We start from the raw sequence: 22,683 nt of genomic DNA on the forward strand, positions 1-22,683 counted from the left end.
TTAGATTATACATCAAGCTCTCTATATTCCAAGGCATGTTCATAGATAAATTCTTTACGGGGCTCCACATTTTCCCCCATAAGCACAGAGAACATCTCATCTGCCTTTTCTGCATCCTGAATAGTTACCCTTTTAAGGATTCTCTTTTGGGGATCCATGGTGGTTTCCCAGAGTTGCTGAGAGTTCATTTCCCCAAGGCCTTTATATCTCTGAATGTAAAGCCCCTTTCTTCCTTCTTCCCGTAAAAAGGTAAGAATTTCCGTTAAGTGGAGGAGAAAGTCAGAAAATACTTTTTGGGTCTCCTTTAATTTAATTTCAAGGTCAAGCCCTGCGTAATCTCTCAGAGTATCAAATATTCTTGAGGCCTCTCTATAGTCTTTCTCTAAAATTAATTCAGGCCCAATTTTACAAAAGCTATAGGTGTCCCCCTGGGAATAAAGGTAAAATTCAAAGTATTTGGGATTATAGGTGCTACTTTTGACCCTGGAAATTTTGAAGTTTAAGGCCTTGGCAGATTGAGAAAGTTTTTCAACTACTTCTTCAGACTCAAAATCTGTCAGGGCCTTTATGTTTTCTTTGAGAAGCAGTAAAACCACCTTGGGGGGATAATTTTTCTTGGTAAGATTGAGGAGATTTTTTTCCAGATGGGACAGATTTTGAAAAAATTTGATAGGCTCTTTGATTTCACTGATAGGACTTCCCTCCTTTTTGACTAAAACCTTCAAATCTCCCAGAATTCTTTTAAAAATATATCTATCCAGTTCTTCGTCATTTTTGATATAGGTCTCTTTTTTTCCTTCGGCTACTCTGTAAAGAGGAGGTTGAGCAATGTAAAGCCAGCCCCTTTCAATAATTTCAGGCATCTGGCGATAGAAAAAAGTCAAAAGCAGGGTGCGAATATGAGCTCCATCTACATCGGCATCGGTCATAAGGATGATCTTATGATATTTACAGCGATCTGCATTAAAGCTATCAGGGCCAATGCCTGTTCCAAGGCTTGCAATGAGGCTTTTTATTTCCTCTGAGGCAAGCATCTTTTCAAAATTGGCCTTTTCCACATTAAGGATTTTTCCTCGCAGAGGCAGTATAGCCTGAAATTTTCTATCTCTTGCCTGTTTGGCCGAGCCTCCAGCTGAGTCTCCTTCAACTATAAAAAGTTCTCTGTTTTCTGGGGTCCTTTCAGTGCAGTCAGCCAGTTTACCAGCTGTAAGAAATTCTTCAATCTCACTCTTTTTTCTAACAAGTTCTTTGGCTTTACGGGAGGCCTCTCTGGCCTTAGCAGAAGTAATAACCTTTTGAAGAATCTTTTTGGCCTCTCCTGGATTTTCTTCAAAAAATTTAAGGAGTCCTTCATAAACGAGGGATTCAACAAGGGGTTTGACCTCGCTATTTCCTAATTTCATTTTGGTCTGTCCTTCAAACTGAGGCTCTGGCACTTTCAGGGAGATAACTGCAGTTAGGCCCTCACGAACATCTTCTCCCTCAACTTTGATTTTGAATTGCTTAGGGAGTTTTTCTGAGTCAAGATATCTATTTACAGCTTTAGTAAGGGCAGCTCTAAAACCAACCACATGGGTTCCACCTTCTTTGGTATGAATGTTATTTACATAGCTGTAAATGGTTTCGGTATATCCTGAGTTATATTGAAGGGCAACCTCAACAACAATATTGTCCTTTTCCCCGGAGATGGTAATAACTTTATTGTGAAGGGCTTCTTTTTTTTGATTTAGTGCCTTGACAAGTTCTGCAATCCCCCCTTTATAGTGAAACTTTTCAGCATACCCAATCCGTTCATCCATGAGGTAAAATTTTACCTGGGGATTTAAATAAGCAAGTTCTTTTATCCTTTTGGAGACAATCTCTAAGTCAAATTCAAGATTACTTCCAAAGATCTCCGGATCTGGTTTAAAGCAAACCTTGGTTCCGTGCTTTGAGGTCTGACCAATGGTTGTAACTACTCCGTCAGGGACACCTCTTTTGTAACTCTGAAAGTAAATTTTTCCATCTCTATAGACCTCGGCTTTTAACCATTCGGAAAGGGCATTAACAACAGAAACCCCTACTCCGTGAAGCCCACCTGAAACTTTGTAGGCCCCGTGGTCAAACTTAGCCCCAGCATGAAGCCTTGTCATAACTATTTCTAAGGCTGAGATACCCTCTTCAGGATGGATATCAACGGGGATCCCTCTTCCATTGTCCTCTACACAGGCAGACCCATCTTTGTTAAGGCTTACCTTTATTTCTGAAGCATATCCAGCTAAGGCTTCATCAACAGCATTATCAAGCACTTCCCAGAGAAGGTGGTGAAACCCATAAATGTCCGTTGAACCTATATACATAGCAGGCCTGACTCTAACTCCTTCAAGGCCTGTTAAAACCTTTATACTTTCAGCTTCATATCTTTCCATGAAAGACTTCACCCCTTGAAGATTTTTGTTCAGGTCTAAATTACCATAGGCATAAGAAGATAAAGGAAACCCTCATCTCGAAAGCCTGTTATCAGGGCAGGGGATCTCTCATCATTAATTTTTACCTCAACTTCTTCGGACTTCATATTCTCCAAGGCTGAGATAAGATAGACAGCATTGAAACTTATAGTTAAAGGAGAACCTTCATATTCTGCACTAAGCCTAATCCTTGCTCTGGAGGTATCTCCCTCAGGGGAGGAGATGGTGATTTCGGAAGAAGTAAGACTTAAGCGGATAGGTTTGAATTTTTCAGAGATTACATTGGAGGCTCTTTTGCAGGCATCCAGAAAGAGTTTTCTATCAATTTTGAGTTTATTTTGAAAATCCTGGGGTATAACCGCCCTATAATCTGGAAAGGAGCCTTCAATGGTTCTGGTAAAGAAAAAGCCATCGCTAAAAAAGAGCACAACATAGTTATTAACAAAGCCAAATTTGACTATAAGCTCCTCCTCGGAAAGATCAGCCATCATATCAGCCCCTTTTTTGCTGATGATGAATCCTTCTTTAAGCGAGGAGCTATCAAGCCCGAGAACCTCTCTGTCCAAAAGGGCAAGTCTGTGTCCGTCTGAGGCAACAGCCCGAAGAACTCCTTTTTCTCGCATAGGTTCAAGATAGATCCCTCCCAGGACAAATCTGGCCTCATCCTTTGAGGCTGAAAAGATGGTGCTTCTAATAAGTTCAGTTAGGACCTTTCCAGGAATTTCAAGGAGATTTTCTTCATAAAATTCAGGGAGACTTGGAAATTCTTCACTATCCATGACTGAAAGCTCGTAGAGCTCCTTTTCTTCTTCATCTCTTATGATGAGACGAGAGTCCTCTTTAAGGAGATAGACCTCCTCTTCAGGAAAGTCTTTAATTATTTCAAGGAATCTTCGGCAGGGGACGCAAAAGGAGAGCCTTTCTCCTTCAATATCTGCAGGCACTCTTCCTCTGAAACCCTGTTCAAGGTCAGTTGTAGTGATATAGAGGGTTTTTTCTTCTGGTTCAAAGTTGAGAAGAGCCATTGAGAGAACAGCCATGGAGGCCTTTTTATCAGCTACTCCATCTGCCCTTTTTAGAAGCTTTTCAAGGTGCGATTTGTCAAGTTTAGCCTGCATAGGAGCCCCCTTGCGTGAAAATTTTTATATATTATAGCACAATCCCCTTTTTTGTCACCCTTTTTAGGGATTTTGCCCTTTATTTTTTGAATTTTTTGAATATAATAAAAAGAAAACATGCGGAGGAAGATAAATGCAAGGCCCTAACCTTAGCTCTGAAGAGCTGAATGAGGCAATTAAAGGGGTTTTTCGGAGTAGTTTTGGGGAGGAATTCAAAGAAAGTATTAGCGCTGAGATATGGGCAAAACTTGAGGAAAAGTTTCTTGAATTTATGGAAAATAGGCTAAAGATAAGTGTTGAGCGACAAAAGGAGTTAACTCTTCTTGAGAGAATTGTTCGTGTGGAAGAGGAATTGAAGGCTTTAAGGGAGCTTGAAGAAAAGAGATTTGAAAGTTTGATGAGAGAGATGAATGCAAGATTTGAGGCTATGAATGAAAGGTTTGAGGCCTCACAGAAGGAGATGAACACCCGCTTTGAGGCTACGAATGCCAGATTTGAGGCTTTACAGAAGGATATGAACACTCGCTTTGAGGCTTTACAGAAAGAAATGAATACTCGCTTTGAAGCTATGAATGCCAGATTTGAGGCTTTACAAATAGACATGAACACCCGCTTTGAGGCTATGAATGCTAGATTTGAGGCTTTGCAGAGGGATATGAACAGCCGCTTTGAGGCTCTGCAGAAGGAGATGAATGCCCGCTTTGAGGCTATGAATGCCAGATTTGAGGCTTTAGAAAAGCGGATGAATTTTATGCAATGGCTGATCACAGGGGGCTTTGCCTTCTTGGGGGTGCTTTTAGCCCTTCTTAAGTTTCTTTAAAGAATTTTGTTAATTCTATCTTTCCTTCTGGCTCTTAGATTCAAATTTTTTCCCTTTATATTTTTTCCAATTTTTGAGGTTGACCCAGAGGAAAATAATAATTATGATATTTAAAGTTTTAAGAAGTTGAGAGGGATGCTATGGAAAGGGTTACCCTTAAAGTTGAGGGAATGACTTGTGTAAATTGTGCTAAGGCTATTGAGATCTCCTTACAAAAACTTAAAGGTGTAAAAAGGGTTGAGGTCTCTTTTGAACTTGGAAGGGTCTCTGTGGATTTTGAAGAGGAGTTTTTAAGTCTTGAAGAAATAAAGAAAGTTATTGAAGACCTTGGATATAAAGTAGCTTCTGGTGTCAAAAAGAAGGACTATCAAAGGGAAATCCTTGGCTTTTCCTTTCTAGCAAGTCTGGCAATTATGGGGCTCATGTTTTATCATCATCCCGTTAGCCTCTTTCTTCAGGCTTTACTCAGTATCTCTATTCAAATTATTGGTGGTTACAGATTTTATAAAGGGGCTTATGCAAGCCTTCGGGCAGGGATTGGGAACATGGATGTCCTTGTTGCCCTTGGAACCACATCAGCCCTTATTTATAGTCTTCTTGCCGTATTTAAGTTCCTTCCAGGGGAGCCCTTTTTTGAGACCAATGCTTTTCTCATTGCCTTTGTGAGGCTTGGAAAATACATTGAAGAGCGATCAAGAACCCGGGCCCTGAATCTTCTCAAAGAGCTTTTTGCTATACAAACCGCAAAGGTTATAATCTTAACCCCTGATGGAGAAAAAGAGGTATCTGTGAGTGAGGTTCTACCAGGAGATATCCTTATAGTTAAGCCAGGAGATCTTATTCCTCTGGATAGCCTTGTGGAGGAGGGTTCTCTTGAGGTGGATGAATCCCTTATAACAGGGGAGAGCGTGCCTGTTTTAAAGAAAAAGGGAGATGCCCTTATTTCTGGAAGCCTTGTAGTAAATGGATTTGCTAAGGCTAAGGTTTCTGCTCTCCTTGAGAGAAGTTATATCTCCATGCTTTTGAATCTCGTTGAAGAGGCCTTGAGGCATAAACCTGGTATTCAAAGAATTGCAGACCTCGTTGCCCATTACTTTGTTCAAGCCATAGTTTTACTCTCTATTGGTATCTTTTTTTTCTGGTTTTTCAGAGGTGAGGGGATAGTTACAAGTTTTAATTTTGCTTTATCTGTGCTCGTTATTTCTTGTCCCTGTGCCTTCGGGCTTGCAGTTCCTTTAGGAATCTCCATTGGTCTGACAAGAGCCTTTAGAAGGGGTTTGCTTGTAAAAGATCCTTCTGTTTTTGAGAAGGCTAAGGAGATAAAGGTTTTAATCCTTGATAAAACCGGGACCCTTACAGAGGGGAAACCTCATATAGTTGATTTTAAGGTTTATGAAGAGGGAGCACTTTCTCTTGCCCTTGCCCTTGCTCAGACCTCCAAGCATCCCTATTCAAGGGCTATTGTTGAATTTACCCGGGAAAAAGGAATCCACCCAGCTGAGATTGGAGAGTGCAGGGAGGAGCCCGGAAGAGGAATCTTTTGTGGAGAGTTTTTTCTGGGAAGGGATGAATTTGCCAGGGGGCTTGTGCTTAAAAGGGGTGAGAAAGTGCTTGCAGAATTTTGGGCAGAGGACAAAATTAGGGAATCTACACGAGAAATTCTTGATTACATAAGGGGCCTTGGGATTGAGCCAGTTCTTGCCACAGGAGACACCCCGGAGAGAGCCAGAGGGGTAGCTCAGGCCCTTGGAATTGAAAGAGTCTATGCAGGAGTCAGACCTCAGGATAAACTGAGGCTAATTGAAGAAGAACAGTCAAGAGGGGTAAAAGTGGCTATGGTGGGAGATGGTATAAATGATGCCCCTGCCCTTGCTAAGGCGGACCTTTCCTTTGTCATGGCTGAAGGAGTGGATCTTTCCAAAAGAATAGGAGATGTGGTCCTTATTTCCGGGTTAAAGGGGATCCAGGCCTTTTTTGAGATCGCTTTCTTATTAAGAAGAAGAATTTTTCAAAACTTATTCTGGGCCTTTATTTACAATCTGATTGGCATACCTATCGCAGGGGGACTTCTCTATTCCTATGGCATAGTGCTTAAACCTGAGATTGCTGGTCTTATGATGGCCTTTTCCTCAGTAAGTGTGGTGTTAAATTCCATTAGAAAGTAAGCTTTATGTCTCAGGTTTTAGTTATTGCAGGATTTGACCCCTCAGGTGGAGCAGGTCTTTTGATGGATGTGAAGGTTTTAACCCTGCAGGGCATGCAGGTCTCTGCAGTGCCTTCAGCTCTTACCTTTCAGAGCTATTCCCGTTTTGAGGATTGGATTCCTCTGAATAGCCTGACCTTTGAAAGGTTTCTTAAAATAATTTTTGAGGATCTAAGGGTAGAGGGTATAAAATTGGGTATGCTTGCAACCCCGGAGATTGTGGAAAAAACAGCCTTTTATATAGAGAGATATAAGGTGCAGATTAAGTGGGTTGTTGCTGATCCAGTGCTTAAGGCAACTCTAAATAAGGCCCTTTTCCAGGGTAAGGACTATCTTGAGGTCCTTAAGGGGAGGCTCTTTCCTCTTGTGGATGTCCTAACTCCAAATGTCCCTGAAGCAGAGAAACTAACTGGCATTAAAATTAGAGATCATGCTGAAGCCAGAAGGGCTCTTAAGGTCTTGCAGGATTCAGGGATTAGATTTCCGGTGCTTACAGGTTTTAAGGGTGAGAACAGGATCTATATCCTCTTTTTGAATGAGAAGGGAAGGGTGAAGGGTTTTTCTGTTAAGAGTTTACCAGCTGAATTTCATGGCACAGGCTGTGCCCTTTCTTCTGCAATTTTAGCCTATCTTATGAAAGGCTATCCCCTGGATTTAGCCCTAAAAAAGGGGCTAACCTGGTTATGGAAAAGGTTAAAAAGGAGTTTTAATAGAAAGTTAGAGCTTCAAGGCTCTGGGAATTTACAACTACTTCCCTTTCTTTAAGGGATAAAAAATAAAAAAGGGCAGGTGAACACCTGCCCTTAAGGATTCTATGCTGGTTTAGAACTGGGTCTGGATGTAGAGATACCAGTCAGTAATGGAGTCTTCGTATTTAGTGGCAGGAGTGGTTCCAGATCTCTTTAAGAAGGCTTTGGCAGCGCCATCATACTGGACATTGTCAAAGCCAAGGGAGACTCTTGCAGCCTGGCCCTTGATGTAGTAATTGAGGGCAACACCCCATCTGGAGATCTCAAGATCTTTCTTGTGCACAACCGAAGTATCGGTCTCATAAGCATACTCGCCATCAGCCTTGGTTTTTTCATATCTGAAGGCAAGGGCTGGCTTTCCAAAACCAACCATCTGGTCAAAAAGAAGCTGTCCCTGAACATACCAGATCTCTGTATCTCCTTTCTTGGGACGCGCATCTGCAATCTCTCCATCTTCAATTATATATTTATAATATCCGTGGGTTTCATCAAGGGAGATATAACCCACCTGGAGATTGGGAACAAGGTTTCCAAACTTCTTTTCAAAGGTTGCATCAATGGTCCAGCCAGTTCTGTCAAGGGTCTTGTTATCTAAATCCGCAAGGGGTGGTGTATGTTTTTCCCTGTGATAGCCAAGGCCTATAACAAAGATATCTTTGGCACCAAGGGTTGTATCAGCGGATTTTGCGGTAATGGTTGCTGCAGAATCAGGCTTAAAACCAAGCATTAGAGGCTGAAACTCAACTCTTGCATTCCACTCAAAATTCTTCTTATCATTGAGTTTCTTACCAGTTTGGATGGATGAATCTGTCCACCCCGCCCAGTATGGTATATTCACCCAGCTCCATGTTACATTACCATCTGGCAAATAATTCAATCTTCTCTCCGTTCTCACCAACTCAGTTCCCACCCAAATCTTATTTGCAGTGGATCTATCCTCATTGAATATACCGATTCTGTAATTGAGGATACCTCCTGCAAGGTCTCCATGGAACATAAGCCCAAAATCAGTCCTATCAAGACCTAAACGAGCTCTACCTAAAATTCCCTGAGGATCAAAAAAGCTATCACTGGGAACAAGCAGGGCATAACCAGAGACAATCTGGTCCCTGGTAAAGGGCTTCCTGATCTTTCCCATAAGAACCTGAAATTCCTTGGCAAAGGCAAAATTAACCCCCGCTTCACCAATCTGATCAGTTGTCCTTTCCTGATCAAACTCTCCATAGAACTGAACAAGCTTATTCACCTGCCCTGTAAAATAAATCTTGGCTTGACCAACTCTAAATTCATTCCGACTCCAGCCACCAGAAGTTGTTGAATTTGAGCGCTTGTCATAATTATTATACCAGATCTTCATGTTCAGACCGAAATTAGCCCAGGTCTCATCACTGACCTTGATCTGAGCAGCATTAGCTTCCACCACATAACCTAAAGCCAAAACTCCTGCCAAACCTAAAACCTTCCACCTTGCTACCTTCATAACCCACCTCCTTTAAGTTTTTTTCTTTTTTAACTTAGGGGTATATATAACAAACTCTTTTAAATTTGTCAAGGGGAAATTTTTAAAAATTTTTTTCAAATTTTTCAAAAAGTAACTCCTGTAGCAGGATTTCAAGCAAATTTACAGATAATATTAACTTTAAATATTTTTATTAAATTAGTCAATGTTTAAAATTGCCTCTCATAATTTATAAATCCAAAATATTTTGCAAAACCCTTTTTTTTCTCTTATTTTTGTAAATTCTTCCTCTTTTTCTCCCCTATAGGCTTCATGGATTCACATTCTTATAATAAAAAGGAGGGGTGGAAAAAGGTAAAAAGGTTGGGAGGCAGATTTGAGGCTTAAAAGACATAGGCACATATATTTGCATAAGTTCATATCCTTACAAGAAAAAGGGTGGTAAAAGGTAAAAGTAAAAGTAGGGGAAGTTCCTTGCGTGTCTGCCCTGTGTAGGGGTTTAAAATTTTAAACCCTTGTAGGGGTTCAAGATTTTGAACCCCTACATTGATGTAAAATCCTTTCGAGTCTCAAAAGATATGGACGCATACATATATCTGGTTTTACTTTAAAATGGGAGTAAAATAATAAAAATGAGGCTTTTTCAGATATTTGAAACCTTAAGAAAGTATCTTTCAGGGAAGGAAAGTGCTCTTGAGCTTACACTTATAACCCTTCTTGCAAGAGGCCATCTTCTTATTGAGGATCTTCCAGGGGTTGGTAAGACAACCCTTGCCCTATCCTTAGCTAAGATTCTTGGGCTTTCCTTTTCTCGCATACAGGGAACAAGTGATCTCCTTCCTTCGGATATAACCGGGGCCTCAATTTACAATAAAAAACTTGAGAGTTTTGAGTTTCATCCCGGGCCAATTTTTGCCCATATTGTGCTTGTGGATGAGATTAATCGTATGAGCCCTAAGACTCAAAGTGCCCTTCTTGAACCTATGGAGGAGGGGCAGGTGACAGTGGATGGAGTTTCCTATCCCCTGCCCAGGCCTTTCTTTCTTATAGCCACTCAGAATCCCATAGAATATTATGGAACCTTTCCCCTTCCTGAAGCCCAGCTTGACCGCTTTTTAATGAAGATTTCCATAGGCTATCCCCCAAGAGATCTTGAAAGGGAAATTCTTAAAAGGGGAAGTCTCAAAGAGGAACTTTCTGAGATTCCCTCTCTTTTCTCACCAGAGGAAATTTTAAGGCTTCAGGAGGAGGTAAAAGAGGTCTATGTTTCAGAGAAGGTGCTTGATTATGTGCTTGATATAGTTTCTGAAACAAGAAAAAGCCCCTTTTTAAGATATGGTCTTTCCACAAGGGGAGCTCTCCTTCTTCTTGAGGCTTCAAAGGCAAGGGCCTATCTCTATGAGAGGGACTATGTTCTTCCTGAGGATATAAAGGCCCTTTCTTCCTTTGTGCTCCCCCACAGGCTTGGATTTAAGGAAGAATATGAGGGTGAAAAGGACCTTTTAATAATAAAAATCCTTGAAGAGATAAAGATTCCTCTTTGATTTCAGAAAAAGTGACCTTATAATTAATAAATAAAATGGAGGATAGCGCTATGGAAAATCTGGCTGAGCTTGAAAATAAGCTCTTTCAAGGAATTCTTCCCCGTATAGAAGAAAAAATTTTTAAGGAGCTTGATAAGAAGTTTGAGGAAAGCCTTGAAGAGAAAATAAGGGAGCTTTTTGAAAGGCGTCTGAGAATCAATCTTGAGAGACTCAATGAAAATACTCTTCTTGAGAGAATTATTCGGGTGGAAGAGGAGCTTAAAGCCCTCCGGGAAGCCCAGAATCTCATGCTTGAGATGATGAACAGGAGATTTGAAGATGTAAATAAAAGATTTGACGACATGAATAAAAGATTTGATGATCTTTTCAAACTTCTCAGTCTCTGGATGAAGATAATTGGCTTTGGCCTTGCCTTTCTGGGACTTCTTATGACTATTTATAGGTTTTGGTAAAAAGTTTTTCAAGGGTGAAGGCCTCTCTTAAAATTACAAAGGCCGGTCTTTTATACACTCTTCTTTCTATTTTCATAGGGATTGCGGCAGTAAATACTGGTAATAATCTTCTCTTTATAATGATTTCCCTTCTTTTGAGCTTTATGTGGCTTTCAGGGGTTTTTGGAAGGGCAAATCTCCTTGGATTGGAGAGTGAAGTCATACTGCCTAAGGAAATTTATGCTAAGGGGAAGGCCTTTTTTTTCCTCCGGATTAGAAAAAAGAGAAGTGGCCTCTGGCGAATAAAGATGCCCTCCTTTTTACTGCGCTTAAGCATAAACATCCGGGATTCAGCAGGGGTAGAAAGAAAGATTTTTAGTAAGATTGGGCTCCTTGAAAGAGAAAGGGAGATTTTGATTGATGCGGTTTTTGAGAAGAGGGGTAGATACGAGGTATCTACTGTAGAGATTTCTTCTTTATTTCCCATTGGTTTTTTCATAAGAAGTATTAAGTATGAGCCTAAAAGAGAGTTTCTGGTTTTTCCTGAGCCAAAGAAGTGCCAGTCCCTTTCTGAGTTTGAAAGGAAGGTTTTGAAAGGGGAGAATAGGGGCTTCCAGGATCTGGGAACGGCACAATTTGAAGGTCTTAGTGATTATACAGCGGGTGTGCCGAAAAAATTCATTGCCTGGAAAAGTTTAGCTAAATGGGAGGAACTACGAAGAAAGATATTTGCAGAGGAATTAACTTCCCCTAAGATTTTTGATGTCCTTAAACTTCCAGCTTCCTCCCTTGAGGATAAACTTTCCTGTGCGGTTTATCTTATCCTTGAGGTTACTAAAAGGGGATCTCCAGTAGGCATGAGACTTGGGAAAGAGAGTTTTCCGGTTGGAACCGGGGAGGCCCATAAATTGAAGCTTCTTAAGGCCTTAGCTCTCTACGAAGAGAAATGAATATTAAAAAATTTAGCTTTGAACAGGTCTTAGTTTACGGAAGCCTTCTTATTCCCTTTGGATTGCTTTTCAAGGTTATTTCCATAGAGGCCTGGGGGATCTGTCTATTTCTTTCCTCTTTAGCTTTTTTTCTTGAAAGAGGAAAAATCTTTTTTCCCCGCCTTTTTATCAACCTTGCAGGTATTCTTTTTATTGCTCTTTTCTTCCTGACAGTTAATCTTTCCAATTTTCTTGAAAATGCCTTAAGGACCCTTCTTTTTCTCCTGAGCCTGAAATTGCTTGAGAAAAAGGCTCTGAGGGATTTTTTTCAGATCTATCTTCTGGAATTTTTAATCCTTGCAGGGGCAAGTTACTTTTATACCCACTTTACTTTTTTTATATTGCTTATCTTACAGATATTTTATGTGGGTTATGCCTTATTTTTTCATCTTTATATGGTTGAGATGGAGGTAAAGACTATCTCCTGGAGGGAGCTTAGAGGGGGAGTTATCTGGTTTGGAGTTCTTCTCTGGGCAAGTCTATTTCTTTCAGGGGTTTTCTTTATCGGTCTTCCCAGGCTTAAGACCCCTCTCTTTAATTTAGCTAAAAACCCTGAAGAAAAGGCCAAAACTGGCTTCACAAATCAGATAAGGTTAGGTGTCTTTTCAGAAATTCAGGAGAGTGCCCGAAAGGTCCTGAGGCTTTCCTTTGAGGAGGGAAAGGTCTTAAATCCTGATAGCCTGTATTTCAGGGTTATGGTTTATGACTATTTTGATGGAAGATCCTGGCAGAGAAAGTATATCCCCGAGGAGATTCCTGGAAAGGGGGATATTACTGGTAGGGCCTTTAAAGGGACTATTTATCTTGAAGAGGATTTAGAGGGGTATCTTCCAGTTCCTGATGGAACCATGGTTGTCAGGAAACTTGAGGGAGTGAGAACCTTTGCAGATGGAGTTTTCAAACTTGATACCCCTTTGATTTATCCTTTACGATATGAGATTCTTCTATTGAAAGAAACTAATTCCTATGCAGAAGACCTGCCTTTGCAGAGTAGTGGAAATTTGGCCCCTTATCTTCAGGTTCCACATGTGGATGAAAGGGTGCTCTCTCTTGCTAAGAGATTGAAAGGCAAAGATGCTGAGGAGACAATTAAAAAGACCCTTGGCTATTTTCAGCAGGAGGGGTTTCGCTATAGCTTAACCAAGCTTCCTCTTACACAGAAGCCCCTGGAGACCTTTCTTTTTGAAACAAAAAGGGGGAATTGTGAATACTTTGCAGGAGCTACAGCCCTTTTATTCAGACTTAATGGTATCCCCTCTCGAGTGATAGGAGGATATAAAGGGGCTATTTATCATGAGAGAGGAGGTTACTATCTTGTGGAGGAGAGATTTGCCCATTCCTGGGTGGAGGCCTGGCTTAATGGAAGATGGTTAAGAGTTGATCCAAGTCCATCTGCAAGCTTTGTTCTCCTTAGCCAGAATCAGGGCCTTCTATATAAGATTAAACTCTATTTAGACTGGATTAACTTTTATTACACCAAAATTATTCTTGACTTTGATTTTTCTAAACAAAAAAGACTGCTTAACTTATTTAAAAGTGATTTGCTAAAAAGAACGCAAAAAGATGGGAAAGAGTTTTCCTTTAGTGGCCTAAAGGGTTGGCTAAAAGTTGCCCTGATTGTCTTTGGGGTGGTTATATTTCTGGCAGTGCTATTTAAACATAAGAAAGAGTTACCTTTTTTCTGGTCCAGTGAGAAAAGGCTTTTATATCTATTTCTCAAAGAGCTTAAAAAGATGGGATATCCAAAGCTTGAATCAGAGGGACTCTTTGAGCTTGCAGAAAAGATAAAGAATGCTACCTTAAGGGAAGAGGTTTTGAGATTTATAAGTTTATATTCTGAGTACAGTTATAAAGATAGGCCCTTTGACAAAGAGGTCCTGAAGAGGCTTAGAGAATGTCTGAAGAGACTGCAAAGCTTGAGGTAAAGGAAGAAAAAGGGTTTTTGGAGAGGATTACCCCTAACCGAATTACCCTTTTGAGGATCTTTCTTTTACCCCTTCCCTGTGCTCTGCTTTTCTTAGAGGGATATTTAGCCAAGCTCTTTTCCCTTGGGCTTGGATCTCTCCTTGGATTTACTGATTATGTGGATGGGGTGCTGGCAAGGAGGCAAAAGCGAATTACTACCATAGGGGCCCTTCTTGACCCTGTGGCAGATAAAATTTTTGTAACAGTAGTTTATCTTACCCTGGTTTTTCTTGGCTATTTTCCTTTTATACCTGTTGCTGTGCTTTTAAGTAGGGAGATTTTAGTTGCTCTTTTGAGGAGCTGGTTCCCTGAGGAATTGAGGGTAGTAAATGTAGCCCGATGGAAGACCTTCTTGCAGATGACTCTGGCTGGACTTGCTATTTTATTAAGTATCTTTAACAGGAGTTATCTCATTATAATTCACTATGCCCTCTGGGGCCTTGCGCTCTTTAGCTACTTTTCAGCCTTGCCCTATTTTTATCGAGTTAAAAAGGCCTTGAGAAGAACGAGCCTTGAACCTCTTATTTGGGGAAAATCACTACTTTCTTTGAGTTTCAGCCTTTCTTTATTGATAGTTTTTCCCTTTTCAGGGAAGCTTTTCTGGATAATTCAATTAGCCCTTTCCTTTTATTTTTTCAGAAAGGGTCTTGCTAAGGCCTCTCCCCTTCACGCTCAGGAAGAATCTCTCCTTATTGTGGCAGTGCTCCTTGGAATCTCAGGGGAGGCCCTTTTCAGGGGAGAGCTATATTACAGCCTCTGGCTTGCCTTAGCCTTTAGCCTTTACCGAGATGGCATTAAAAGTTTGAAACTTATGTGGGAGATTTTAAGGCTGAGATAGCCTTTTGATAATCCTCTTGTCCAAAGATTGCTGAGCCTGCAACCAGGATATCTGCACCAGCTTGCAGAACAGAAAGAGCTGTCTTTGAATTTATTCCACCGTCAACCTCAATCAGGGTAGGAAGCCCTCTTTTAATTAGGATGTTTTTTAATCTTTCAATTTTTGGTAGGCACTGGGGGATAAATTTTTGACCACCAAAGCCGGGATTAACAGTCATAATAAGCACAAAGTCAAGGAGATCAAGGACATAATCAAGGACCTCAAGAGGGGTATGGGGATTTAGGGAGACCCCGGCAAGCTTTTCTTGTTCCTTGATTTGGGTAATAGCACGGTGAAGATGGGGGGTAGCCTCTGCATGTATGCAGATAAGATCTGCTCCAGCTTCGGCAAAGTCTTTAATGTATCTTTCGGGATGAATTATCATCAGATGCACATCAAAGGGAAGAGATGTATGGGGTCTAAGAGCAGAGATTACAAGGGGGCCAAAGGTAAGATTAGGGACAAAAAGGCCGTCCATAATATCAAGATGGAGAAGATGAGCGCCTGCTTTTTCAACGCTGTTGACCTCTTCTCCCAGGCAAGAAAAGTCTGCAGATAGTATTGATGGGGCAATAAGGGGTCTATCAGAAGGAAGACTAATGGGCATCGGGATAGTCCTTCTTTATAGGAAAGGGAATAATTTTTTCCTCTTCTTTTTTGCGGGGTTTAGCCCTTGGTTGAACTGGCTTTTCAAGGGGTTTTTCAGGGGCTTTTTCAGGGCCAGAGACACCTCCTTCACCCAGAAAAGGCAAAAAGGACTGATACTGATTTAAAAGCTCTGCAGGAATGTGGGTAGTATACCAGAGGATCTGACTTCTTTGAATAGTAATGTAGGGAAGACCAAGAAGCGCCGGGAAAAGCCCTTTTTCCTGTGAAATCATAAGGGCAGGCCACTCCATTTCAAAAAAGTCCCTCTTTTCAAGGACAAACTTGAGGTTTTCGTAAAGGGGATTATAACAGACCAGCCCCAAGTAAAGCCCGGTTGGAAGCTGAATGAGGACAGGATTTTTAGCAACAGGCTGATTTTGCATAAATTTTAAACCTCCCTGCCTGTGCATGCAGACAGGCCAATTTCTAATATAATACCTGAAAAACATTGAAAAATCAATATCCTGTATGCGTCCATATCTTTTGAGACTCTATATGATTTTTTCTACCTCGGTTGTAGGAAAGTGAACCTGTATTTTGTAGGGGCAAACCTATGTGTTTGCCTCCCTTATGGAAAATCTATGTGTTTGCCTGTTATGGGATCCTTTAAAGTATTGGGCAGACACATAAAGATTGGGCAGTCACTATAGGATTTGCCCCTCTTTTAACCTCTCATTTCTCACCTCTTATCACCCCTTTCTTTTTCTTGCAAGGATATGAACCTATGCAAAAATTGTTGTAAATCCTTTGATAGGGGCAAATAATTATTTGCCCCTGCATGCGTTGGTTTGCATTTAGTTCTTTTAAGCTTTTTATATTTTAATAAGTTTTATAGAATTATTATGTATGCAGAATGAGATTTAATTCAGGAATTATAACAATAGAAGAGCTTTATAAAAATTTGAGTAGAGCTAAAAGGACACCTAAGAAGGCAAAGCCAGCTGTTATCAACCATTGCATAAAATTCATACGCTTTTCAAGGGATTCAAATCTTGCATTCATCTCTCTTATCAAACTCTCAAATCTCTTTCCTTCAAGCTCCCTTAAAGCCTTTAATTCCTCTTCCACACGAATAATTCTCTCAAGAAGAGTTAACTCCTTCAGTCGCTCTTCATTTAACCTCAGTTTTTTCTCCATAGGTTAGATAATTTTTTCTGAATTATCTCCATTATCTCAGAACTAATTTTTCCCCTGATTTCATACCCTAAGGTCCCGCTAAAAATGTCTCTTACAGCTTCTGTTAATTCCTTGGGACTAAAATTAGTATTCATAAAAGCCTCCCTCTAAGCGCAATCTATATATATTATATCAAGAAAAAATTAAAATAAAAGATGAAGTTTATAGCCCTTTTATGCGTAAACTTCTTGCATTGAACCAAAATTAATCATTTCTTGAATAAAATTTTTCTAATTCCCATATCAAAGTAGAGGCAAAACAATGTGAATGCCAATTATATATTACATAGAGCAGACACGCAAAGGGCTTCCTCTACTTTCCCCTCTCACCTTTCACCTTCTTTACCCCCATGTTTCCTCTGAGGATATGAACCTATGCATTTTTTTATGCAGGGTTAAATATTCACTCCTCCTTAAAAAAGTTTTCTAAGAATAAAAGAAGGCTGGGAATTTCTATATCAAAGTCAAAAAAATAAAGATTTGGGGCTTGGGGGAACTTTATAAAGTCCTTAAGAGTTGTTAAGTATTTCTCAGAGGGATCAAGCTTGAAATCTCTGTAATCATAGTGGTCAGGAAAGGAAAGAAGTTTTTTAACAGGGATTTTTAAGTTTTTCAGGGTCATCTGAAATTGTTCGTTAGATCCAAGACCAGAAAAGGCGATAAAGGATTCTCCCTCTTTAAGGGTGGGGGGATGATGGCTGGCATCGAGGATGCGAAAATTTTTACGAAAGAGCTTAAAAATTGGTTTATCCTTAAAGGTAAATTCAAAGGGAAGGACTTCTTGATAGCTAAGTATTATGGCAGATGCTCTTTTCAGAGAGTTTAGTGGTTCTCTCAATCTTCCCAAGGGAAGAAGTTTATCCTTAAGGTCATTTTTTTTCAGTAAGAGGAGATCTATATCGCGATACAAACGCCGATGTTGAAAACCATCATCTAAGAGGAGAAGTTCAATATTTAGCTCTTCAATCATCCTTTTTCCAGCCAAAACTCTATCCTCTCCCACTGCAAGGCTAACCTTAGGTTTACCTTGAAAGAGATAACTCAGCATATAGGCTTCATCTCCGGCCTCAAACAGGGTTGAACAAAGCATCCCTCTGTCAAGTATGACCTTATAACCTTTACTTTTTCTCTTGTATCCCCTCGAGAGAATCCCCACATGGAGCTTCTTTGAGAGATTTTCAGCAAGATAGCGCACAAGGCTTGTTTTTCCAGTTCCCCCGGCTGAGAGATTTCCAATGGAGATGACTGGAATGGAAAGTCTCTTAGAGGGCAGAACTTTTAAATCATAGAGAAGGTTTCTTATGGAGATGACCCAGAAATAGGGATTAATGAGATTGCTCAGCATGTCTCTTTTTATAATCTATGATAACAAGAATCAAAAAAATAAGACCTCCCAGGAAGGCGCTTAGATATTGACTAAGAGTCCTCCAGAGTATGACAAATAAACCGATGGTATCTTCAGGAAGATAAGGGGAAAAGATTGGTAAGGCCCCAAACTCTCCAACTCCACTTCCTCCAGGGGTTGGGCTGATAAATATGGCATAAAGAAGGGGTAGTTGATCCAGAAATATCTCTAAAATATCCCCTGAGGGATTAAAAGCCCTTACAAGGAAAATACCTACAAAGAGAAAGGAAAAATAAAGGCCAAAGCTTAAGAGCAGGGCCAGAATAAATTCCTTTTTCTTGGTGCGGAAAAAGATTTTGCAGGTTATAAAATATCTAAAAGCGGTTCTTCTAAGCTTATTAAGAAAGTTTTTCTGGAAAAGAGCATCTTTTTTAAAGAGAAGTTTATAAAGTAAAAAAAGGGTAAGAGAAAAGAGGAGTAGAGCACCCACAACTAAAAGAAATTCTTTGGTTTGACGAGAATCCCTTAGAAGGGCATTAAGGGTTAAGGGTAAAAAAAGAAGATAGAAGAAAAAGCCTGAAAAGCCCTTCATGGTAACTATAGTTAAAATCTGATAAAAGTGTCCTCCTCTACGGGAAAGGGTATAAAGGGGTAAGAGTTCCCCCCCTAAGTGTGCAGGAGTAACCGTTGACCCAAAGGTGTTTACTAAAGAAACAAGATAGCCATACCAGAGGGGATATTTAACTTTTAAGGCCCTGGCAAGGACAATTACCCTTAAAGTATCAAAGGTATGAAAGGAAAAGAGGCTCAAAAGGGCATAAAATAGATTTTTCCTATCCAGAAGAAGAAGGGTTCTTAAAGCATCCTTTGGAAAGTATTTTAGCCCAAGATAGCCAAAGGAAATGAGTATTATAATCAGAGTGAGTATGAGGCCAAGAAAAAGATTTTTTATCATAATAGAGTTCATTATATCACAGCACAAAGGCTTTTAAAACCTGAAAAATAAGTTATGGTAAATATGGAGTCTTTGGAGAGGAGGGCTTTTGGGGATGGAACGCAGAATTCTATGGGCGCCCTGGCGAGGGGAATATGTTGGAGGAAAAAGGGAAAGGGGATGTATATTTTGCCCACCTGAGAAACCTCTTCCCCCGGAGGAAAGACCCATTCTTTATATGGATAAACTCGTTATGGTAATGCTAAATAAGTTTCCCTATAATACAGGGCACCTTCTTATTTCCCCTGTGCGTCATATTGCAGAACTTGAGGATCTCACAGAGGATGAGTCCCTCCATCTCATAAAGGTAACCCAGAGGGCAATTATGATTTTAAAGGAGCTTTTAAAACCTCATGGGTTTAATGTGGGATTTAATCTTGGAAAAGTAGCAGGAGCAGGTTATCCCGATCATCTTCACCTTCAGGTTGTGCCTCGCTGGGAAGGGGATGTTAATTTCTTAAGTATTCTTGATGATGTTAGACTTGCCTCCCAACACTACCTTAGGGTTTATGAAATGCTTAAACCTCATTTTGAAGCCCTCAAAATTTAAAATTTTAAAAAATATGTAAGCCGGAGGTGTTATGCGTAAAATCCCCAGAGTGATGTCAACCCAGCATCCTGATAATGTATCCCTTCCATTCTTTGCAGAAACTCCGGATATGTCTGGAGAGGATGAAATCCAGGAGGCCTATTATGCCTTTTCCCATCTTGGCTGTGATGAGCAGATGTGGGATAGCGAAGGAAAAGAGGTTGATGACTTTGTGGTAAAAAAACTTTTAACCCGATATCCTCATTTCTTTAGAAAAAGACGCTTAGGAGAAGAAATTTTTTTAACCCTGAGAGTGCCTAATCCCTCTGTAGAGAAAGAGGAGGCTAAAATTTTAGTTGAGGCCCTGGAAAGCATTCCCCGTTCTATGGATGCAGCAAGGCTCTTTTATGGAGAGGTCCCATCCCCTCCTATCTTTGAAGTTATTCTTCCTATGACTACCTCAGCTGAGGAATTGAATAGGGTTTATTATTTTTACAAAAACTTTATTTCTGGAAAACAGCATCAGGCTATCTATCCAGGCTCAGTAACCGTAGCGGAATGGGTGGGGGATTTTCTGCCTGAAAAGATTCAAGTGATCCCTCTTTTTGAAGATGTCTCTTACATGTTAAGAGCAGATGAAATTCTCAGGGAATATCTCAAAGACAAAGAGGAATCATACTTAAGGGTTTTTCTGGCAAGGTCAGATCCAGCCCTTAATTATGGAATTGTTGCAGCTGTGCTGGGGAATAAGATAGCTCTTAAAAAGGTTTATTCTCTCTCCCAGGAGCTTGAAAAGGAATTATTCCCAATCCTTGGGGCAGGTTCTCCCCCTTTTAGAGGTAATCTCTCCCCCTACACCGTAGATTATGTTCTCTCTGAATATTCCTTTGTTGAGACCTTTACCGTTCAGTCTGCCTTTAAGTATGATAATCCCATTGAGGATGCCATAACTGCTATAAAGAGAATCAAAAATTTTGTTCGCTATCCATTGGAAGATTTTGATGAAAAACTGGCTTTACAATGTATTGAGAAGACCTCTGAGGAATATCAGGATATTATTGAAAAAATAGCTAATCTTATCAATTTATTATCTCGTTATGTACCGAGACGAAGAATGAGAAAGCTCCATGTAGGGCTTTTTGGTTATTCAAGACAACTCGGGAAGATAACTCTCCCCAGGGCGATTGGTTTTTGTTCCGCTTGTTATTCTATCGGTCTTCCTCCGGAGATCATTGGATTGTCTGCCTTAACTCGAGAGGAACTTTTGAGGCTGAAAGAAATTTACAAAAACATGGAAATTGATCTTTCCTTAGCTATGCGATACTTTAATCCCAAGATCCTTGAGATGATCCCAGAAGTTAAAGAAAAACTTCTCAAGGCATTAAATCTTCTTAACACCTTGAATCTCAAGGTTGAAACGGATCTTGATCATCGAGAAATTACAAGCCGAATTATCAAAGATCTAAAAAGGGAAAATTACTTAGGTCTTACTAATCTGATTATTGAGGCAGGGCTTTTAAGAAGATTTCTGGGATAGACAATGTATAGGACGACAAAATTGTCAAAAAGGGGCATCATTTTTGTTATTTAGAAAGGGCCTATAACCTGAAAAGGCTTGTAAAAAGAGCTTGCATTGATAGGCACGGAAATTGATAATAAATATGCAACTAAATTAAAAAGGAGGAGGAAGAGCCATGGTTAAGAAGTTGCTTGGTTTGATGGTTGCTTTAGGTCTTGCTGTTTCACCTGTTATTGCTGCTGAGCAGGCTGGAGCCCCTGCTGATCAGGGCCAGGATGCCAAGAAGGCAGAGAAAAAGCCAGCCAAGAAGGCAACCAAAAAAGCCAAAAAGGCCAAAAAGGCTGAGAACGCTACTCAGGAAGCTCCCAAGCAGTAAACATTTCAATAGAGGGAGGGAAGATTATCCCCTCCCTTTTTCATAATATTTTGTTGAAATAAATCAAATTTCATAGGTCCACATTTTTACAAGATTTTATTCCTCTATCTAAACCTAAAATTTATAATACTTTCAAAAGGCAAATTGCGACCTAGAGTAGCGGTTAGTTAGAAAGGGTTAAATATTTTGAACCCATGCTATAAATCAGTTAAAAAATTCCTGTTTCAGAAGAGATTGGGACATGGGGCAAACATTCAGGTCTGCCCAAATAGGCAGATTTAAGTCCCAAAAGAAATGGATCCCAAATCACTTGATCCCTGTCAAGGATTGGGCTAAGGATTCAAGGAAATAATCAAATTCGCGATAATTTACAATCAATGGGGGAGTAAGGCGTATAATGTTAGGTTTTGGCTGGGTCACAAGGATTTTCTTTTTAAGGAGGGTTTCATAAATGGGTTGGGAGGGTTTGTGAAATTCAATGCCTATGAGAAGACCTTCTCCCCTTACTTCTTTAATAATTTTCTTTTCAGGGTCAAGGTAAATTAATCTTTCTTTCAATACCTTGCCTTTTAAGGCAACCTCTTCAAGAAAGCTTTTTTCAGAGACCACTTCCAGGACCTTTAAGGCCACTGCACAGGCTATGGGATTTCCTCCAAAGGTTGATGCATGGGTGCCAGGTTTTAGAGCTTGCATAACCTCAGACTTGGCAAGCATAGCAGAAAGAGGCAGTCCATTAGCTAAGGCCTTGGAGGTGCAAAGGATATCGGGTTCAATACCAAAGTGTTCATAGGCAAAAAGTTTGCCTGTTCTTCCAATTCCAGTTTGAATCTCGTCAAATATAAGTAAGGCCTTAAATTTTTGGCAGAGTTCCTTAACTTTTCCAAGAAATTCCTTAGTTAAAGGGAATATGCCTCCTTCTCCTTGAATAGGTTCAAGGATCATTGCGCAGACCTCATCAGAAAAGGCTGTTTCAAGGGCCTGGAGATCATTGGGAGGGATAAAAATAACACCCTCAAGAAGGGGTTGAAAACCCTCCCAGTACTTAGGTTGTCCTGTAACAGACAGTGCCCCAAAGGTTCTTCCGTGAAAGGAGTTTTCAAGGGCAATAAATTTGTATTTTTGGGGACCATAGTTTTCAAAAGCTAATCGTCTGGCAAGTTTTAGAGCGGCTTCAATGGCCTCTGCTCCAGAATTAGCAAAAAAGACTTTTTCTGCAAAGGTAAGGTCAACAAGCTTTTTGGCAAGTTTTGCCTGGGGTTCGGTATAATAGAGATTAGAGGTGTGCCATAGCCTTTGCCCTTGCCTCTGAAGAACTTCAACCAAAGCGGGATGAGCATGCCCAAGATTGCAAACAGCTATTCCTGCTGTAAAGTCAAGATATTCCTCGCCATCTTCAGTGAAAAGTCTTGTGCCTGACCCTCTTACAAAGGCAAGCTTTTCCCTTTTATAATTTCCTGCCAGATAAAGCTCTCCCATTTCAACAAGATAGCCCATT

21 protein-coding genes are annotated in these 22,683 nt (G+C 40.3%); 11 read left to right on the top strand and 10 right to left on the bottom strand.

Features of this window, described 5'->3' with window-relative positions; translation table 11 throughout:
* Window positions 1-5: 5 nt before the first annotated feature.
* Together gyrB and dnaN are read right to left on the bottom strand one after the other, a co-directional pair.
* The gene (gene gyrB / locus THC_RS07195) at window positions 6-2,408 is read right to left on the bottom strand and encodes a DNA topoisomerase (ATP-hydrolyzing) subunit B (RefSeq protein WP_068515397.1); all 2,403 of its coding nucleotides are present in this window, start codon (window positions 2,406-2,408) and stop codon (window positions 6-8) included.
* Between the two features lie 35 nt (window positions 2,409-2,443).
* Window positions 2,444-3,565 carry a DNA polymerase III subunit beta gene (gene dnaN, locus THC_RS07200; RefSeq protein WP_068515400.1) on the bottom strand — a complete coding sequence of 374 codons (1,122 nt, stop codon included), beginning with the start codon at window positions 3,563-3,565 and terminating at the stop codon, window positions 2,444-2,446.
* A 133-nt stretch (window positions 3,566-3,698) separates the two neighbouring features.
* Here dnaN and THC_RS07205 point away from each other — a divergent pair, with 133 nt between their 5' ends.
* From THC_RS07205 to thiD, 3 genes are all read left to right on the top strand, one after another.
* The gene (locus THC_RS07205) at window positions 3,699-4,385 is read left to right on the top strand and encodes an SH3 domain-containing protein (RefSeq protein WP_068515404.1); all 687 of its coding nucleotides are present in this window, start codon (window positions 3,699-3,701) and stop codon (window positions 4,383-4,385) included.
* 140 nt (window positions 4,386-4,525) lie between these two features.
* Window positions 4,526-6,550 (top strand): heavy metal translocating P-type ATPase, encoded by a 2,025-nt coding sequence (locus tag THC_RS07210; RefSeq protein ID WP_068515406.1) that lies wholly within the window; start codon window positions 4,526-4,528, stop codon window positions 6,548-6,550.
* Between the two features lie 5 nt (window positions 6,551-6,555).
* Complete coding sequence (thiD, locus tag THC_RS07215) at window positions 6,556-7,353, top strand: bifunctional hydroxymethylpyrimidine kinase/phosphomethylpyrimidine kinase (RefSeq protein WP_068515409.1); 798 nt, start codon at window positions 6,556-6,558, stop codon at window positions 7,351-7,353.
* 57 nt (window positions 7,354-7,410) lie between these two features.
* Here the strand turns inward: thiD and THC_RS07220 are convergent, their stop codons facing one another.
* Window positions 7,411-8,817 (bottom strand): putative porin, encoded by a 1,407-nt coding sequence (locus THC_RS07220; RefSeq protein WP_068515412.1) that lies wholly within the window; start codon window positions 8,815-8,817, stop codon window positions 7,411-7,413.
* 611 nt (window positions 8,818-9,428) lie between these two features.
* Here THC_RS07220 and THC_RS07225 point away from each other — a divergent pair.
* The 5 genes from THC_RS07225 to THC_RS07245 are packed head-to-tail and all read left to right on the top strand — an operon-like array spanning window position 9,429 to window position 14,563.
* Window positions 9,429-10,340: an AAA family ATPase gene (locus tag THC_RS07225; protein ID WP_068515414.1), complete on the top strand. Its 912-nt coding sequence runs from the start codon at window positions 9,429-9,431 to the stop codon at window positions 10,338-10,340.
* Window positions 10,341-10,390: 50 nt separating this feature from the next.
* Window positions 10,391-10,792, top strand: a complete 402-nt coding sequence (locus THC_RS07230) for a hypothetical protein (RefSeq protein WP_068515417.1) — start codon at window positions 10,391-10,393, stop codon at window positions 10,790-10,792.
* 14 nt (window positions 10,793-10,806) lie between these two features.
* A complete protein-coding gene (locus THC_RS07235) occupies window positions 10,807-11,721 on the top strand; it encodes a DUF58 domain-containing protein (RefSeq protein ID WP_148638841.1) in 915 nt (304 codons plus the stop codon).
* Window positions 11,718-13,685 (top strand): transglutaminase TgpA family protein, encoded by a 1,968-nt coding sequence (locus THC_RS07240; protein WP_068515422.1) that lies wholly within the window; start codon window positions 11,718-11,720, stop codon window positions 13,683-13,685. Before THC_RS07235 ends, THC_RS07240 begins: the two co-directional genes overlap by 4 nt.
* The gene (locus THC_RS07245; RefSeq protein ID WP_068515426.1) at window positions 13,655-14,563 is read left to right on the top strand and encodes a CDP-alcohol phosphatidyltransferase family protein; all 909 of its coding nucleotides are present in this window, start codon (window positions 13,655-13,657) and stop codon (window positions 14,561-14,563) included. Before THC_RS07240 ends, THC_RS07245 begins: the two co-directional genes overlap by 31 nt.
* On the opposite strand, the gene rpe is transcribed toward THC_RS07245, so the two are convergent.
* The 6 genes from rpe to THC_RS07270 form a co-directional block, all read right to left on the bottom strand.
* The gene (gene rpe / locus THC_RS07250; RefSeq protein WP_068515430.1) at window positions 14,535-15,209 is read right to left on the bottom strand and encodes a ribulose-phosphate 3-epimerase; all 675 of its coding nucleotides are present in this window, start codon (window positions 15,207-15,209) and stop codon (window positions 14,535-14,537) included. The genes THC_RS07245 and rpe overlap by 29 nt on opposite strands.
* Window positions 15,199-15,633 (bottom strand): hypothetical protein, encoded by a 435-nt coding sequence (locus tag THC_RS07255; RefSeq protein ID WP_068515432.1) that lies wholly within the window; start codon window positions 15,631-15,633, stop codon window positions 15,199-15,201. Before THC_RS07255 ends, rpe begins: the two co-directional genes overlap by 11 nt.
* Window positions 15,634-16,141: 508 nt before the next feature.
* Window positions 16,142-16,387, bottom strand: a complete 246-nt coding sequence (locus THC_RS07260) for a hypothetical protein (RefSeq protein WP_068515434.1) — start codon at window positions 16,385-16,387, stop codon at window positions 16,142-16,144.
* A complete protein-coding gene (locus tag THC_RS09445; protein ID WP_153303654.1) occupies window positions 16,372-16,521 on the bottom strand; it encodes a hypothetical protein in 150 nt (49 codons plus the stop codon). The genes THC_RS07260 and THC_RS09445 overlap by 16 nt, the downstream gene beginning before the upstream one ends.
* A 307-nt stretch (window positions 16,522-16,828) precedes the next feature.
* Window positions 16,829-17,770 (bottom strand): tetraacyldisaccharide 4'-kinase, encoded by a 942-nt coding sequence (gene lpxK / locus THC_RS07265; protein WP_068515438.1) that lies wholly within the window; start codon window positions 17,768-17,770, stop codon window positions 16,829-16,831.
* Window positions 17,751-18,725, bottom strand: coding sequence for a lysylphosphatidylglycerol synthase transmembrane domain-containing protein (locus tag THC_RS07270; RefSeq protein WP_068515441.1), 975 nt, complete (start codon window positions 18,723-18,725; stop codon window positions 17,751-17,753). Before THC_RS07270 ends, lpxK begins: the two co-directional genes overlap by 20 nt.
* 94 nt (window positions 18,726-18,819) lie before the next feature.
* On the opposite strand from THC_RS07270, the gene THC_RS07275 reads away from it, so the two are divergent.
* The 3 genes from THC_RS07275 to THC_RS07285 all read left to right on the top strand — a co-directional run bounded on the left by THC_RS07275 (window position 18,820) and on the right by THC_RS07285 (window position 21,188).
* Window positions 18,820-19,314 (top strand): HIT family protein, encoded by a 495-nt coding sequence (locus tag THC_RS07275; protein WP_068515444.1) that lies wholly within the window; start codon window positions 18,820-18,822, stop codon window positions 19,312-19,314.
* A 31-nt stretch (window positions 19,315-19,345) separates the two neighbouring features.
* The gene (ppcA, locus tag THC_RS07280; RefSeq protein ID WP_068515447.1) at window positions 19,346-20,830 is read left to right on the top strand and encodes a phosphoenolpyruvate carboxylase; all 1,485 of its coding nucleotides are present in this window, start codon (window positions 19,346-19,348) and stop codon (window positions 20,828-20,830) included.
* Window positions 20,831-20,987: 157 nt separating this feature from the next.
* Window positions 20,988-21,188, top strand: a complete 201-nt coding sequence (locus THC_RS07285; RefSeq protein WP_068515450.1) for a hypothetical protein — start codon at window positions 20,988-20,990, stop codon at window positions 21,186-21,188.
* 306 nt (window positions 21,189-21,494) lie between these two features.
* Here THC_RS07285 and THC_RS07290 read toward each other — a convergent pair whose 3' ends face one another.
* On the bottom strand, window positions 21,495-22,682 hold the full coding sequence (locus THC_RS07290; protein ID WP_068515452.1) for an aspartate aminotransferase family protein: 1,188 nt from the start codon (window positions 22,680-22,682) through the stop codon (window positions 21,495-21,497).
* Between the last annotated feature and the right edge of the window lies 1 nt (window position 22,683).

The organism is Caldimicrobium thiodismutans (assembly GCF_001548275.1).
In the GTDB taxonomy this organism is placed as follows: domain Bacteria; phylum Desulfobacterota; class Thermodesulfobacteria; order Thermodesulfobacteriales; family Thermodesulfobacteriaceae; genus Caldimicrobium; species Caldimicrobium thiodismutans.

Excerpts from the sequence above, each read along its gene's own strand:
- THC_RS07275 (WP_068515444.1), top strand. The coding sequence starts at position 18,820 with ATGGAACGCAGAATTCTATGGGCGCCCTGGCGAGGGGAATATGTTGGA.
- THC_RS09445 (WP_153303654.1), bottom strand. The coding sequence starts at position 16,521 with ATGAATACTAATTTTAGTCCCAAGGAATTAACAGAAGCTGTAAGAGAC.
- THC_RS07205 (WP_068515404.1), top strand. The coding sequence starts at position 3,699 with ATGCAAGGCCCTAACCTTAGCTCTGAAGAGCTGAATGAGGCAATTAAA.
- lpxK (WP_068515438.1), bottom strand. The coding sequence starts at position 17,770 with ATGCTGAGCAATCTCATTAATCCCTATTTCTGGGTCATCTCCATAAGA.
- rpe (WP_068515430.1), bottom strand. The coding sequence starts at position 15,209 with ATGCCCATTAGTCTTCCTTCTGATAGACCCCTTATTGCCCCATCAATA.
- THC_RS07270 (WP_068515441.1), bottom strand. The coding sequence starts at position 18,725 with ATGATAAAAAATCTTTTTCTTGGCCTCATACTCACTCTGATTATAATA.
- gyrB (WP_068515397.1), bottom strand. The coding sequence starts at position 2,408 with ATGGAAAGATATGAAGCTGAAAGTATAAAGGTTTTAACAGGCCTTGAA.
- THC_RS07285 (WP_068515450.1), top strand. The coding sequence starts at position 20,988 with ATGGTTAAGAAGTTGCTTGGTTTGATGGTTGCTTTAGGTCTTGCTGTT.
- THC_RS07220 (WP_068515412.1), bottom strand. The coding sequence starts at position 8,817 with ATGAAGGTAGCAAGGTGGAAGGTTTTAGGTTTGGCAGGAGTTTTGGCT.
- THC_RS07240 (WP_068515422.1), top strand. The coding sequence starts at position 11,718 with ATGAATATTAAAAAATTTAGCTTTGAACAGGTCTTAGTTTACGGAAGC.
- THC_RS07255 (WP_068515432.1), bottom strand. The coding sequence starts at position 15,633 with ATGCAAAATCAGCCTGTTGCTAAAAATCCTGTCCTCATTCAGCTTCCA.
- ppcA (WP_068515447.1), top strand. The coding sequence starts at position 19,346 with ATGCGTAAAATCCCCAGAGTGATGTCAACCCAGCATCCTGATAATGTA.
- THC_RS07225 (WP_068515414.1), top strand. The coding sequence starts at position 9,429 with ATGAGGCTTTTTCAGATATTTGAAACCTTAAGAAAGTATCTTTCAGGG.
- THC_RS07290 (WP_068515452.1), bottom strand. The coding sequence starts at position 22,682 with ATGGGCTATCTTGTTGAAATGGGAGAGCTTTATCTGGCAGGAAATTAT.
- thiD (WP_068515409.1), top strand. The coding sequence starts at position 6,556 with ATGTCTCAGGTTTTAGTTATTGCAGGATTTGACCCCTCAGGTGGAGCA.
- THC_RS07245 (WP_068515426.1), top strand. The coding sequence starts at position 13,655 with ATGTCTGAAGAGACTGCAAAGCTTGAGGTAAAGGAAGAAAAAGGGTTT.
- THC_RS07260 (WP_068515434.1), bottom strand. The coding sequence starts at position 16,387 with ATGGAGAAAAAACTGAGGTTAAATGAAGAGCGACTGAAGGAGTTAACT.
- dnaN (WP_068515400.1), bottom strand. The coding sequence starts at position 3,565 with ATGCAGGCTAAACTTGACAAATCGCACCTTGAAAAGCTTCTAAAAAGG.
- THC_RS07210 (WP_068515406.1), top strand. The coding sequence starts at position 4,526 with ATGGAAAGGGTTACCCTTAAAGTTGAGGGAATGACTTGTGTAAATTGT.
- THC_RS07230 (WP_068515417.1), top strand. The coding sequence starts at position 10,391 with ATGGAAAATCTGGCTGAGCTTGAAAATAAGCTCTTTCAAGGAATTCTT.